At 33.5% G+C, this 14,721-nt stretch carries 11 protein-coding genes; 5 read left to right on the top strand and 6 right to left on the bottom strand.

Annotated features, from left to right (window positions below):
• Positions 1–100 precede the first annotated feature (100 nt).
• From C1X07_RS10765 to C1X07_RS10755, 3 genes are all read right to left on the bottom strand, one after another.
• A complete protein-coding gene (locus tag C1X07_RS10765) occupies positions 101–529 on the bottom strand; it encodes a DUF2141 domain-containing protein (RefSeq protein ID WP_103070028.1) in 429 nt (142 codons plus the stop codon).
• Between the two features lie 16 nt (positions 530–545).
• Positions 546–2,699 carry a TonB-dependent receptor gene (locus tag C1X07_RS10760; RefSeq protein WP_103070027.1) on the bottom strand — a complete coding sequence of 718 codons (2,154 nt, stop codon included), beginning with the start codon at positions 2,697–2,699 and terminating at the stop codon, positions 546–548.
• A gap of 278 nt (positions 2,700–2,977) precedes the next feature.
• Positions 2,978–4,273, bottom strand: coding sequence for an NAD(P)/FAD-dependent oxidoreductase (locus C1X07_RS10755; protein WP_103070026.1), 1,296 nt, complete (start codon positions 4,271–4,273; stop codon positions 2,978–2,980).
• Positions 4,274–4,416: 143 nt separating this feature from the next.
• Between C1X07_RS10755 and C1X07_RS10750 the strand changes: the two genes are divergently transcribed.
• A complete protein-coding gene (locus C1X07_RS10750; RefSeq protein ID WP_103070025.1) occupies positions 4,417–4,911 on the top strand; it encodes an RNA polymerase sigma factor in 495 nt (164 codons plus the stop codon).
• 4 nt (positions 4,912–4,915) lie between these two features.
• Entirely contained in the window at positions 4,916–5,536 is a 621-nt protein-coding gene (locus C1X07_RS10745; RefSeq protein WP_103070024.1) for a hypothetical protein, read from the top strand.
• Positions 5,537–5,540: 4 nt separating this feature from the next.
• Here the strand turns inward: C1X07_RS10745 and C1X07_RS10740 are convergent, their stop codons facing one another.
• Entirely contained in the window at positions 5,541–6,725 is a 1,185-nt protein-coding gene (locus C1X07_RS10740) for an LETM1-related biofilm-associated protein (RefSeq protein WP_103070023.1), read from the bottom strand.
• Between the two features lie 225 nt (positions 6,726–6,950).
• Here C1X07_RS10740 and C1X07_RS10735 point away from each other — a divergent pair, with 225 nt between their 5' ends.
• Positions 6,951–8,015 (top strand): alpha/beta hydrolase family protein, encoded by a 1,065-nt coding sequence (locus tag C1X07_RS10735; protein WP_103070022.1) that lies wholly within the window; start codon positions 6,951–6,953, stop codon positions 8,013–8,015.
• A 102-nt stretch (positions 8,016–8,117) separates the two neighbouring features.
• On the opposite strand, the gene C1X07_RS10730 is transcribed toward C1X07_RS10735, so the two are convergent.
• Together C1X07_RS10730 and C1X07_RS10725 are read right to left on the bottom strand one after the other, a co-directional pair.
• Positions 8,118–9,077 (bottom strand): NAD(P)-dependent alcohol dehydrogenase, encoded by a 960-nt coding sequence (locus C1X07_RS10730; RefSeq protein WP_103070021.1) that lies wholly within the window; start codon positions 9,075–9,077, stop codon positions 8,118–8,120.
• A 321-nt stretch (positions 9,078–9,398) separates the two neighbouring features.
• On the bottom strand, positions 9,399–9,992 hold the full coding sequence (locus C1X07_RS10725; protein WP_241507234.1) for a superoxide dismutase family protein: 594 nt from the start codon (positions 9,990–9,992) through the stop codon (positions 9,399–9,401).
• A gap of 614 nt (positions 9,993–10,606) precedes the next feature.
• Here C1X07_RS10725 and C1X07_RS10720 point away from each other — a divergent pair.
• Together C1X07_RS10720 and C1X07_RS10715 are read left to right on the top strand one after the other, a co-directional pair.
• Positions 10,607–13,840, top strand: a complete 3,234-nt coding sequence (locus C1X07_RS10720) for a M36 family metallopeptidase (RefSeq protein ID WP_103070020.1) — start codon at positions 10,607–10,609, stop codon at positions 13,838–13,840.
• 369 nt (positions 13,841–14,209) lie between these two features.
• Positions 14,210–14,721, top strand: a 512-nt coding sequence (locus C1X07_RS10715) for a fibronectin type III domain-containing protein (RefSeq protein WP_206604230.1), incomplete at its 3' end; no start/stop codon positions are given.

Raw genomic sequence — 14,721 nt, 5'->3', positions numbered from 1 at the left:
ATTGTTTGTTAGTATTACTGTAAAGATCTTCTGTTTTCTACTTTTTAGAAATTAAAAACTACCCAAGTGTAATTTTTTGAGGATGAAATGTTGATCTTTTTTAAAGTGATATGGATTGCACAATTTCTTTATTGTTAATTCTAAATTTTGCATCTTCCCATTTTGGAGGACCAAACATCCCTTTGGCATTATTACTGGTTCCATAGGATTCTGTCGGAATTCCAAAAAGAGTGTTGAGTTCTTTGTTGTTATCAGCATCATGGTATAACGAAATAGCATATACTCCTACTGGAACATTTTTGAAGACTACTTGTACACTTCCTTTCTTAGCTTTTACATTGGTAGCTCGATAGGTTTTGTTTAAAAAATTAGCTTTATTGTCATATAGACCTACTTGTATGGTTCCTTTATCAGAAGGGATATTTACAACGGTAACCCTAATGTTGTTTTGCGACTCTTGAGCCGTACTTGTTTTGATCCCTAATAGGAGTATACTGAATAATAGTAAAAAGGTTTTGAATGTTTTCATAATAGTTTGTTTTGATTTATAAATTATCTAATTGATTGTCGGTTTTGTTGTCACTGATGGTCCAAAAGAATCCAACGATAAAGAATCTATCAGCATTAGGTCTTATAGTACGTCTGGCAAAATTTCCGTCTATATTTGGAGTACTTGCATATTGGTAATTAAATACATTATCAAACCCTAGTACATTGGATACTGAGAAATACAGGATTTTTTGTTGACTAAGTAGATATGCCCAGCTAAAATTGAGGGAGTTAAATGCTTTAGCTTTTTGATTCTGAAATACAGATTGATTAGGATCGTTATAAGGTCTGCCAGATGCAAAATTATATGTTCCGCTCACTAGTGATTTCCAATCTTCAATCCAATATTTGGTAACCAGTGATAGGTTATGTTTTGCTGCAAAATTTGGAGTGGCTTTGGTTGGGAAGTTTTTGTAATTACGTTTGGTGTCGAGATAAGAATAACTTACCCAGTATTCTAGGTTTTTGATAGATTTGTTATCTCTCCAGAATATATCTAAACCAGCAGCATATCCCTCACCTTCGTTAGTATACAAACTGTTAAATTCGGGAGTATTGGTATTATATTTAATAAGATCATCATAAGATTTGTAATATCCTTCTGCTCTAAAGGTTCTTTTATCGTTTTGATAGAGGTAGTTAAGAATATAGTGCGAAGATTTTTCGGGTTCTAGAGTTTCGTCATATTTTAATATTTCCTGTTGTGGTGCCTGATAAAAGTCACCATATGCCAGAGATATCTGTGATTTGGGTGAGGTCTTGTAGGCCAAAGATGCTCTTGGCGAAATTTTGGTGTAATCCAGTAATGTATTGTGAACTCCTCTAACACCTATTTGCATGGCAAATTTTTTGTTAAAAAACACATTGGCTTCGGTAAAAGCAGCGGTACTATTATTATCAAAAGTACTTCTGAAAGTCCCAAAATCAGGAACTTCAGCTTTTTCCGAAAATGTGTTTACAAATTGTTCTGCCCCAAAATTAAGTTTGAATCGGTTGCTGAATCTTTTTCTGAGTTTTAGTTTAAAATGAAAGCTGTTTTCTTCGCCGTTGACATCGGTATCTTCTATTTTGATATCATTGTAATCATTAGCAAAACTGGTACCTGTAGCAATATCCCAATCATTACCCAAACTCCCTTTGTAAGAAGTATTAAGGTAGGTGTTTCTATTTTTTAGAGCAAAATTAACTCCTTCGGCTACATTGATATCTTCCTGGATAAGATTAAAATCTGTATAATTTAATCCTCCATAAACTTTTAATAGTCCTTTTTTGAATGCATGGCGATAAACGGTTTCTCCTGATAGAGATTCGTATGGCTTTATCCAGTCTACTCTTTGCGAGATGATTTCCTGATATGGTTTTAGATTAAGGTAAAAAGCATTAACACTAATAGAGTTTTTCTTCCATTTTTGAGTGTTTCCAACTCCTAATCCTACATTTATAATTGACAAATCTGTCTTTTCTTGATCTGGTTCATCAATAGTATTTAGTGATAAAACACTGGATAAGGCATCACCATACTCGGCAGAGTAGCCTCCGGTAGAAAAATTGGTACCTTTGAACAGGAAAGGAGAAAACCTACCACGAGTAGGTATATTATTGGTAGTGGCAGTAAAGGGTTGGAATACTCTAAGACCATCAATATATATATTGGCTTCGTTGGCTTCACCACCACGAACAAAGAGTCTACCATCTTCGGCTACATTAGATGTCCCAGGTAAGGTTTGAAAGGCGCCAATGTAGTCTCCTGCTGCTCCTGCTGTTGTTACAATGTCCATGGGTGATAGCACAGCGGCTTTACTGTTGTCACCAGCAGAAAATGTACCTGCATTAAGAACCACACTACCCAAAGAATTGACATCTTCTCGTAGCATAATTTTTAGATCCTTCATTGTAGCGACATCAGCTACCAGTGTATAGGTCTCAAAGGATAAAAATGAAATAAGTAATGTTTGCTCTCCCGTTTCTGAAGAATTAAAAGAAAAAGATCCGTTTTCTGCTGTCGACCCTCCGTCATAGGTGCCTTCGAGGTAAACATTAGCTCCCGGGATAGGGATACCAGATGGATCAGTTACGTTTCCATTAATTGTAGTTTGGGCATTAACAGATAGTAAAAGAGATATAAATGCTATGGTTAGTGTTAGTTTCATGTATATTATTTTTTTGATTGACAGGTCAAAAATCTAATATGCTTGTAGAAAATGAAACAGAATAATACCGAACTGTAGAATTTTATGGACTAACTGTAAATGGTGTAAAAAGGAGAGGAGTGTGCATTTTTAATCCGGTTTAATCATAACCCGACGTTAAATCAGTGGGCTCAAAATCTTGAGAACGTCGCATTTGTATGAAAAAGGGAATTTTACTCAATTAGAGTATTTGACTCTAAGTTGATAACTATTTATATTATAAATATGACTTATTAATGTTATACTCGATCGATAGTATTTTGTTTATTTTTAAACGGTCTTACAATTAGTCTTGCAGCTTTGTCATAATTGATATAGTTGTAGGACCAGTTAAAAAAGGTAACAAATCGATTTCTAAAGCCTACCAGAAACCAGAGATGAATAAACATCCAGATAAACCAAGCGAAGAAGCCTCCAAATTTGAATTTTCCTATATCTACGACAGCTTTATTACGACCAATGGTAGCCATAGACCCTTTGTCAAAATACTTAAAAGGAATCATGGTTTTTCCTTTTAAGTGGCGTTTTAAGTTTTTTGCCAGGTGACTTCCTTGTTGTATAGCAGGTTGGGCTACCATAGGATGCCCTTTTGGGTACCCTTTGGTTTCCATTACAGAAATGTCACCAATAGCAAAAATGGTATCATAGCCTTCAATTTGGTTGAACTCATTTACTTTATAGCGATTTGCTCTGGGGATCAAAGATTCTGCATTTATCCCTGATACGGGAGCACCTGTTACCCCGGCAGACCATATAAAAGTTGCTGTTCTTAGAGATAAATCTGTATTGGTGGTTACGATATTATTATCATACCCTTGTACCTGAGTATTGGTATGAATATGTACTCCTAGTTTTTTTAGAAACTTACTTGCTTTTTCTGAAGCAAATTCACTCATTGGAGGGAGAACACGTGGAGCGCCCTCTATCAAATGAATTTCCATATCATCAAAATCCATATCAGGATAATCTCGAGGGAGAACATTTAATTTTAGTTCTGCGATACCACCTGCCAATTCAACTCCGGTTGGACCAGCTCCAGCTAGTACAAAACGTAGCAATTCTTTTCGCTCTTCCGGATCTGTAGTGATAACCGCTTGCTCCAGGTTTTCTAGCATTAAACTACGTAGATTTAATGCTTGCGGCAGATTTTTCATTCGCATTGCATTATTTTCTATAGTAGTATTACCAAAAAAATTGGTTCGTGCTCCTGTAGCAATTGCAAGATAATCATAAGAGATACTACCAATATTGGTACTTACCGTTTGTTTATCAGGATCTATAGCATCTACTTCTGCCATTCTAAAGAAGGTGTTTTTTCCTCTTTTTACAATTTTACGAAGCGGATATGCAATAGAATCAGGTTCTAATGATGAGGTAGATACTTGATAAAGAAGAGGTTGAAAGGTGTGGTAGTTGTGTCTGTCAATCAGTACTAGTTGTACATCTTCTTTGACCATTTTTCTTGCCAGAGCAACCCCGGCAAAACCACCACCAATAATAACTAATCTGGGTAAATTAGTGTAAGGAATATTCATAATGTATGTGTTGTTATGCAAAGATAAAATGATAAGATTATATACCCTACAGAATCACTGTTTTTATGTTCTAATAAATAATATTTATTTTTATTTGTAACATAAATGTTTTCTTGACTACATATAAGATGTAACTAACCAAAGTGGATAAAGAATTAGAACATAGTTTTGTAACGAATCTTGAGCAAAATCAGAATATTGTGCACAAGGTCTGTAGGATTTATACCAGTGATCCAGACTCGCATAATGATTTGTTTCAGGAAATAACCATTCAATTGTGGAAGGCATACCCAAAGTTTAGGGGTGATGCAAAATTTAGTACATGGATGTATAGAGTAGCATTAAATACTGCAATTACTTTATATAGAAGGTCTAAGAGAAGTATTAAGACCGCCGATCTTGATACTATGAATTTTAAGATAAAGTCAGAAGAATATGATGATGAAGTAGAACAACAATTAAAACTAATGTATGCTGCTGTAAAACAACTTAATGATATAGAAAAGGCATTAGTGTTTTTGTATCTGGAAGACAGATCGTATAAAGAAATTGCAAATACAATGGGTATAAGTGAAGTCAATGCCCGAGTGAAGATGAATCGAGTAAAAACGAAGTTGAAAAAAATATTAAATCCGTAACCGTATGGATGAATTAGAATTGTTAAAAAAAGACTGGCAGAAACAGGATGATGCGCTCCCAAAACTGTCTTATAAAGAAATATACCAGATGATATTGAAGAAATCTTCTTCGATTGTTAGATGGATCTTTATTATTAGTATTATAGAGTTTTTATTATGGGCATCTCTGGATATTATATTTAGACTAAACGGAATGCATGCTGATATAGAAAAAATAGATATGGGAGTGTTTACGTTAATTACTTCTATAGTATCCTATAGTATTTTAGGATATTTTATTATTAGATTTTATTTGAATTATAAAAAAATAGAAGCAACAGATTCTACCAAGGTTTTGATGGAGAATATTCTCAAAACCAGAAGAACAGTAAAACAATATATTTGGATAAATATTAGCCTTTTTGCTTTGGCAATGATAGCCACAATGAGTTATGTCCTCTTTACAGGAGAATTTGAGAATGGAACTGTCGATAATCAACCACCAGTATGGCTGATTGTAGTTAGTACACTATTGGTAACCTTATTTTTTGTTGGACTAATAGCATTATTCTATAGACTTATTTACGGAATTTTAACTCGTAGATTAAAGAAAAACTATAAAGAACTAGAAAAACTTGAAGTATAAATGACTATTTATTTTCATTAAAAGCAGAAGGTAACAATTGAGGAATAAACTTAACTAATAGGGGTAGCAAAAGACTACCACCTGGAAGAATAAAAATAGCTAATGAAGGGATAGTTTTACAGATATCCAGCAATTGTTTTTTTACTTGTTGTTTTTCTTCTTTAGACAGATCTCGCGTGGTAGATTGTCCTAATAAAATCATTAAATCTTTACTCTCGGAGATTTCTTTTATCAGTCGTTTCTTATTTCTTAAAATTAATACACTTACCGTTCTAGAGGTTTGTTGATAGAAATGCAAAGCAGGGTGAGAATAATTAAAGAATGAAATCTGATCTTTGTAGGTGTCAATAAATGTTTGGACCAGATAGATAGATTCTTTTATAACCGTTTCGGGCAATTGAAGCTCTGCCCCCAAAGCAGACATAAAACTTTGCTCACCTTGATCTATTTCACGATCATTCCATACAGCTAGACTTGTAAGGTCAATGATATATTTTTTTTCAATTTCGTCGGTATAAGGATCTAATTCGATATAATCAAAACTAGCTTCTTCTTCTGTAGAGATGTTGGTGTATCTTACCGAGGAAGAAAATAGTTTTACTACAAGTTCATCATATTCATCTTGTTCTTTTTTAGAATTTAAAGCCAAAAAAACAGTATTGGTAAGAGTCTCTTCTAATTTTGCAGCATATTCAATTGGGTTTTTCTCATGTATTAAGAAGTAATCAAAAGCCAAAACATCAATAAATAACAACGCATTTGTTAATAGGTGACTAAAATTTTTCTTAAAAATAGATTCATTAGTTTGTATACGGGTGTGTATAATTTTTTCGAGTTTCTCATTTTTATTTAAACCCAATATATTACCAAAAGAAAAAAGAGATTTTTTGGTATCCATAAAATCATAAAACTGCAGTAAAGCTTCTATACAATCACTCTTATTTGCATTCTCAATAGTGTCATAATAAGTGACTACTAACGCCGTAAATAAATTAAGTTTTGTTCTTTCTTCTTCAGAATAAACAATACTAGAGTTAGTATCAATGATAGTTTTAATAGAAGTTCCATAGATAAAACCAACTTGTCTTAAGCTTGCATATAGCTCATCTAATGACCATTGCGATAAACGCGAATCATTATCCAGATCCCTTAAAAACTTATCTATCCAACCCGAAGTTGATGGATTCATAGGCTTTATTTTATGGCAAAGTTAATTTTATTTTGATCAAATGCTATTTCCAAAAGTTATTAAACTGTTTTTTTATGTTTTCATACATTGAACTTTTGAATCGAGACTAAATACGGATATTAAAGAGATCTTTCTATTATAAATCATCTATAAAACTATTTTATTAGAATCGGAGTGTAACAAATTACTAATTTTAATCTCTTTAGATTAAAATAGATTCTAACTATGCACATAAGAGTAATCACAATCATATTATCGATTTTATGTTTTTCTTTTATAGCGGAGAAAGAGAATGAATATAAAATAGGTCAAAAGTCTGTTACTTATTTTGATAAATCTCGCGATCGTCCTTTGGTTACTGAAATATGGTATCCAACGACCCAATCATTATCTCACAAAGAGTTGAAATCTAAAAGGAAACAACTCTTTAAAACGATTAATACAATACCAAATGCACGTTTTTTGGATAAAAAAATGCCTTTATTGTTAGTTTCTCATGGTACAGGAGGTAATAGATTTTCTTTAACCTGGTTTATTGAAAGAATGGTTAAAGAGGGATACATAGTAGTTTCTCTAGATCATTATGGTAATTCGACTTTCAATAAGTTACCACGAGAATTTGTAAAATGGTGGGAAAGAGCTATCGATATACAATATGTATTAACCAAGGTTCTTGAAGATAAAGAACTGGGATCAAAAATAGATGCTTCAAGAATAGGAGGAGTTGGTTTCTCATTAGGAGGTTATACCAATATTGCATTGGCAGGTGGATATGTAGATAGAACATATAGAGGAGACAGTAAGATTAATGATAATAGAGAAATGCCTCCTGAATTCCCTAGTACTGATGAGGTTATTGATTTTGATAATGATAGTTTGATAATTTCTTCATATCATAAGTATAAAGATGTTGTTAAAGATCAAAGAATAAAAGCTTTTTTTGTGATGTCACCGGCAATTGGTTTTGGGTTTTATTCAAAGGAACAAACAAAAGAAATTACTGCTCCAATTTTTATTGTTGCAGGAAAAGGAGATTCTAATACCCCAATTAAGGATAATGCATTACACTATCATAGCTTAATAGAAACTAGTAATATTTATCTTTTTAATGAAAATGTTGATCATTATGTGTTCTTAAACGAGGCTACCAAGTTTGGTAAAGAAACCATCCCTGCAATAACCATTGATCACCCTGATGTAAGTAGAAAGGAAATACATAAAAAAACACTTGATCTTGCTGTAGATTTTTTTAAGAAAAACATGTTACATAATTCTTGTGATAAAGAATAGGATAGTAATTCTTACAATTCCCGGTATTTTTGAATTGTATGATTGTAGTTTCTCTGATGGACTTTTGTTTAACTAGTATTAGTAAAGCAAAGGCATATTTGTTCAGACCTGGATTATAATTTTACCCTGCATATGCCCTTTTTCAAAATGTTGAATAGCTTGAGGTACTTCGTTTAAAGAATAGTAGCTATTTATTACCGGTGTTATTTTGCCTTCTTCCAGAAGTTTTTTTATAAAAAACATATCCTTCTTATTTATGTTGGCTATCATAAATCTCATTCTTTGGTTTCCTGTGATTGAACCCCACATTGAAAATAGTAAGACTCGGAATAACTGGCTCAATGAGCCTCCAATCAAAACATAAATTCCATTAGTATTTAGTATTTTTTTATAATCAGAAATAGATCGATAAGCTGCAGTATCAAGAATAAGGTCATAGAGCTGCTTATCTTGAGTGCAATCTTCTTTTGTGTAATCGATAACTTTATCAGCACCAAGAGATTTTACCATCTTCAAGTTTTTAGTACTACACACACCGGTAACTTCTGCGCCAAATGATTTGGCTATTTGTACTGCAATAGTGCCTACTCCACCAGAAGCCCCATTAATCAAGACTTTATGACCGGATTCAATTTGTTTTAGGTTTCTAAGTCCTTGTAAAGCTGTAATAGCCGCTACAGGAACCACAGCGGCAGTTTCAAAAGATGTATTGCTTGGTATTGGTACAAGACCTTTTTTAGGAACACATACGTATTCAGAAAAGCTACCTCTAGAAATGCATCCAAACACATAATCTCCAGGTTGAAATTCTTTTACATCTTTACCAACCATTTCTACTTGCCCAGCCATATCTGCACCCAGCCTTCTGTTTTTAGGTTTAAAAAAACCAGATACTAATCTGGTTAAAAAAGGATATCCTCTCATATTGTGTCTATCAAGAGGATTTATAGAAGCAGCTTTAACTTTTATTAATAATTCATTATCCTTAGGAACAGGTTTTTGAAGTTCTTCGAGTTTAAGAACATCTGGAGAACCATATTTATAATAAACAATAGTTTTCATAAACTTTTATGGTTGTATAAAATTAGTAACTATCATGCATTATGATAATCATGTATGAGTAAGTACCCTAAAGTGATAACCGTCTATGGGTATAACTTGATCTATAAGCTCTAATTGTATTATTTGTTAATACAACTATACACTAGTTATTTTGATGACGATTTGCTATAGAATTTGTTACATCAAATAAAAAGTATTGATGAAATGAAAGGTGAAATTGAATCCAATAAAACTAAAAATTCCTGAGCGCATAAACACTCAGGAATTGAAAATTATTATTGTAAAAACCAGTAACGGTAATTTGGCTAGTCAATAAGGTAATTATTGTATAATACCACCACAACTTACTCTGCTTCCTGCAGCACCAGATGGTTGCGAAGTAAAATCATCTGTTCCCTGATGTACGATAATTGCTTTGCCTAGAATATTCTTCTTATCATCATCACAACCAATGCACCATTCATTAGTAGCGAAAGTAATATTTCCATTACCATCGGCATCTGCTTTAAAATTCCCAATATCACCTTTGTGATATCCTTCTTTGGCTCCCCATTTACCATGCGCTTCCATTGTTGGGTTCCAATGCCCTCCTGTAGATTTACCATCTGCAGAACTACAATCAGCTTTCTCATGAATATGAATTGCATGTTCTCCTTCACTTAAACCATTAAGTTCTGCAACCATATTTACCATACCTTCAGATTCTATAAATGTAACTTTTCCCGAAACCTTACTATCACTTTTTGGTTCAAGGGCAAACGCTATCGTTTTAGTATCGTCTACCTCTTCTTTTTTCGTTGTCGTCTCTACAGTTTCTGTATTATTTTCCTGATCTGTTGCTTCCTTTTTTTCTCCTTTACAACCAAATATTGTGATTGTGAAGAAAGAAAGTACCACCAATTTTAACATTTTCATAGTTTTTGATTTGTATATCATTTGCTATGGTAATATAATGCAGTTTTAGTTGATGACAAAAAAAATAAAAGAGAAATCCCAGAGGGGTGTTAAATGACAGTGTTTTTTAACAATAATAAAACATCTTACCCCAAAATGTAATGATCAATTGTGGTGAACAATTAATGTTTTTCTTGTGCTTTTGGATAGATAAGACGGATTAAAATTAATTTTTAAGAAAGTAAAAACCAAAGAGAGTAGTGCCCAATACGAGAATATTTTGTTTAAAGTTTTTTGAACATTGTTAATCATAACAGAATTTTTGGTAAATAGAACTAACGTTAGTTTACATAAATAAAATGTTAATTTCGACACTTTTTCCGTAACATAAAAAAGGGATTTGTGTTTGATTTGTAGTCAATTATAATTTTAGATAAAAAATGTTTTTTGCATAACATTAGTATCTATAATAGTTAAGTCGAGATTTTAGTGATTTATAACCTAATTCGTGTAAATGTTAATTATTTATTAATAAAATTGTTAATTATAAGTGGTAAAATATGGTTTTTCTGTATGGGTTCATAAACTCTTAAATTTAGTTAATTTTATGAAACACAAACTCAAAACTTATTTTTATGAAAAAAGTCTACACGTTTGTCCTTCTATTATTTTTAATAGGACAAACAATTGTCGCACAGAACTCGAACGGACTTGTTCGAAATTATTTTAGCGATATTGCTAAAAGTACTACCTCAAAATCATCGGTCAATGATTTTTCAGAATGGAGAATAACCGATGAGGTTCCTTCATTAAAACCTGGCATAAAACATGTCTATGTTAATCAGCTTCATAATGGGATTCCTATTGTAGATGGATCGTTTAAATTGACAGTAAAGAATAATCAGGTTACTTATGAAATTGACCAGTTTATCAGAGAAGTAAAACAAAAAGTTACTTCTACAAAAGCATCGTCTACAGAAATTTCAGCAATCAATGCAGTGATACGTGCTCATAACTTGCCGACTCCAAAAAAATTGTCTAAAACCATGCATAAATCTAAGGGAAGTGAAATTTCACAATTCTTAGATTCTGGTATTACGGGAGACAATGAACCTATTAATGTAAAACAAGTTTATAAATTACATAATGGCGAATTACGTTTATGTTGGAATGTAAATCTTTATGAAAAGAATGGTCATAATTGGTGGAACAGTTATGTCGATGCTACTACAGGAAAAATCATCTATGAGGATAACTGGGTAGTTAGATGTAATTTTGAAGCTGGTCATGGAAAACATAATCATGGTACCGAAGCTTTTGAAACCAAAAAAATGGTGACAGTTGCAGAAGCACCAACTACTGCTTTGGCTCCTGATTCTTATAATGTATTGGCAATGCCTGTAGAGAGTCCGATTCATGGTAATCGTTCTATTGTAACCAACCCTGCAAATACTACTGCATCACCTTATGGATGGCATGATACTAATGGTATCGCTGGTGCCGAACATACAAATACCAGAGGTAACAATGTATGGGCTCAGGAAGATACTAACGGTAATAACGGAACTGGTTCTTCTCCTAATGGAGGGGCTAGTTTGGATTTTAATTTTCCTTTAAATCTAAATCAACAACCGAGTGCATATCAGGATGCTGCAATTACAAATTTGTTCTATTGGAATAATATAATGCATGATGTTTGGTATCAATATGGTTTTAATGAAGCTAGTGGAAACTTTCAGGAAAATAATTATGGCAAAGGAGGAGCAGGAAGTGATTCTGTAAATGCGGATGCGCAGGATGGTAGTGGTACTAATAATGCTAATTTTGGAACACCACCAGATGGTAGTAACCCAAGAATGCAAATGTTTCTTTGGAACCGAACTAACCCAAATAGAGATGGAGATTTTGATAATGGTATTATAGCTCATGAATATGGGCATGGGATTTCTACTAGATTAGTAGGAGGACCATCTACCAACGCTTTAGGAGGATCTGAGCAAATGGGCGAAGGATGGTCTGATTGGTTTGGTTTAATGCTTACCATGAAAGCGGGTGATGTAGGAACAACAGGAAGAGGTGTTGGTACATATGCCCTAGGACAACCTACAACAGGTGATGGTATTAGACCAACCAGATACTCTACAGATAAATCTATTAATGGTACAGATTATGCAGATATAAACAACCTTCGGGTACCTCATGGAGTTGGATATGCTTTTGCTACAATTCTATGGGATATGAGCTGGTTGTTAATTCAACAAGAAGGTTTTGATGCAGATTTTTATAATGGTACAGGTGGGAACAATATTGCTATGGCTCTCGTTATTGAAGGTTTAAAGAATACGGCTAATAATCCAGGATTTGTTTCTGGTAGAGACGGAATTCTTCAGGCAGATAGAGATTTGTATAATGAAAAATACAAGTGTTTGATATGGAAAGCATTTGCAGAACGTGGAGTAGGAAGAGATGCAAACGAAAACACCAATGGAGGTTCTAATAGTAACACAGATCAAGCTGTTTCTTTTGTAAACCCTTGTGATGATCCGGGATCTGGAACAGGTAATTGCTCTGGAGATGTTGCGTCATTCCCTTTCTCTGAAAGCTTTGAAACTAATCTTGGGCAATGGGCACAGGCAACAACAGGAGATGACTTGGATTGGACCAGAGATTCTGGAGGAACGCCATCTACCGGAACAGGACCAAGTAGCGGTGCCGATGGTACTTTTTATCTTTATGTCGAAGCTTCCGGTAATGGAACAGGATACCCTAACAAAAGGGCAATCTTAAATTCTCCTTGCTTAAACTTTAGTAGTCTAACGGCACCTAATCTTACATTCCAATATCATATGAATGGTAGTGCGATTAATTCTTTAACCGTTGAAGCCAGAACAGATAATACTGGAAATTGGGTAAGCGTATTTTCTAAGACAGGTGCTCAAGGTACTAACTGGAATGCTGCAGATATAGATTTATCTTCTTATGCAGGTAAAGCAAGTGTACAATTACGATTTAATGTAGTTACTGGTAGTGGTAATAGTGGATGGCAAAGTGATATCGCTATTGATGCGGTAAGTATTCAAAATGGAACTACAACACCTACATGTAATGCGTTGAATTTTAATGATTTTCAAATAACTCCGTTCTCTAATCAGGATGGTGCGGGTAATTTCTCAATTCAAAATGGTGGAGCAGCATTATCGCTTCAAAATAATACATGGAAGTATATTAATCTTAATTATACCGTGACGTCAAATACTGTTATCGAATTTGATTTTAGCAGTACTTCTCAAGGTGAAATCCATGGTGTTGGTTTTGAAAATGATAATACATTAACCTCTACCAGATACTTTAAAGTTCATGGGACACAAAATTATGGGGTAACAAACTATGATAATTATACTAGCGGAACCAAAAAATATGTAATCCCTGTAGGTAATTTTTATACAGGAAATATGGACCGTCTGGTATTTATTAATGATTTTGATGCTGGTAGTAATAACAACTCCATATTTTCTAATGTAAAGATTTATGAAGGATCATGCAGTGGATCTGCTTTAGTTGCAGAGGCGCTAGCTGGATTTGGAGAAAATACAGTACCTATCCTAGGAGATGAAGATGAAGGAACTCTGTCAGCAATACGAATTTCTCCAAACCCATTGAAAAAAGGACATCTGCTTCAAGTGTCTATTCCTGGTAAAACAATATCAAATACTTCGTATTCGATCATAAATATTATGGGACAAGTAGTTGGGCAAGGAAATCTAAAAACTAGTGGTCTTATAAATCTAGATCGTTTAGGAGCAGGAATGTATATGCTTAAAATTAAAACTTCAGAAACAGAATCAACAGAACGTTTTATTATTGAATAATTGATTTATTTGTAAAGCAATTTTAAAACTAAGAAAGGTCATTCTTTTGAGTGACCTTTTTTTATAATTATCATCCAGAGTATGTACAGATAATAATTATCAGATATATTTTAAATAATCATTAGGGGGTAATTGATTTTTTTACGTCTTAATAGGTAGAAGAGAAGACTAGGTTGGGTCAAGTCAAATTTGTACTGGTTAATAGTTAAGTGCTTATTTGATTCTAGGTTATCTTTTTATGGCAGTTGTAACTGCTGCTAGTTAGATTAATAGAGATAGACGCATTTTAATATGTATTGTCTATTTAATACATTTTTGTAGAATTAATTAAACTTAATATAAATATTTAACCACTTAAATTCACACAACATGAAAAGAGTTTTCTTGTTGCTAATATCTCTATTAGCAATCAATTTGTATTCGTCAAATGGTAAGTATCGACTTACACTTCGTGGCAACCCCGCTACCTCAATTGTAGTAGGCTGGGATCAAACTTCAGGGAGTAGTCCTAAAGTATATTATGGAACAACCGATTATGGAACAGATTATAGCAGATATCCAAACTCTAAAGCCCCTAACAGAACGGTCTCTTATAAGGGGATGAACAATAACTTTGCTAGGCTCACGGGCTTGCAACCTAATACAGCATATTATTTTGTAATTAGGGATAGTCAAGGTACAAGCCAGCGGTTTTGGTTCAAAACAGCTCCTTCTGATAATAGTAGATTGTCGTTTATAGCAGGAGGAGATTCTCGTAATAATCGTACACCCCGAAAAAATGCTAATCGTTTGGTAGCTAAGCTAAAGCCTCATGCTGTATTGTTTGGAGGAGATATGACCAATCGAGATAGTAGTTCAGAATGGCAAGAATGGTTTAATGA

The sequence above is a fragment of the Aquimarina sediminis genome (assembly GCF_002895435.1).
In the GTDB taxonomy this organism is placed as follows: Bacteria; Bacteroidota; Bacteroidia; order Flavobacteriales; family Flavobacteriaceae; genus Aquimarina; species Aquimarina sediminis.
This window is presented reverse-complemented; position numbering and strand designations above follow the sequence as displayed.

Bases quoted from the DNA above. Each gene is read 5' to 3' on its own strand.
- C1X07_RS10725 (WP_241507234.1), bottom strand. From the start codon at position 9,992: ATGAAAATGTTAAAATTGGTGGTACTTTCTTTCTTCACAATCACAATA.
- C1X07_RS10765 (WP_103070028.1), bottom strand. From the start codon at position 529: ATGAAAACATTCAAAACCTTTTTACTATTATTCAGTATACTCCTATTA.
- C1X07_RS10740 (WP_103070023.1), bottom strand. From the start codon at position 6,725: ATGAATCCATCAACTTCGGGTTGGATAGATAAGTTTTTAAGGGATCTG.
- C1X07_RS10760 (WP_103070027.1), bottom strand. From the start codon at position 2,699: ATGAAACTAACACTAACCATAGCATTTATATCTCTTTTACTATCTGTT.
- C1X07_RS10745 (WP_103070024.1), top strand. From the start codon at position 4,916: ATGGATGAATTAGAATTGTTAAAAAAAGACTGGCAGAAACAGGATGAT.
- C1X07_RS10730 (WP_103070021.1), bottom strand. From the start codon at position 9,077: ATGAAAACTATTGTTTATTATAAATATGGTTCTCCAGATGTTCTTAAA.
- C1X07_RS10735 (WP_103070022.1), top strand. From the start codon at position 6,951: ATGCACATAAGAGTAATCACAATCATATTATCGATTTTATGTTTTTCT.
- C1X07_RS10720 (WP_103070020.1), top strand. From the start codon at position 10,607: ATGAAAAAAGTCTACACGTTTGTCCTTCTATTATTTTTAATAGGACAA.
- C1X07_RS10755 (WP_103070026.1), bottom strand. From the start codon at position 4,273: ATGAATATTCCTTACACTAATTTACCCAGATTAGTTATTATTGGTGGT.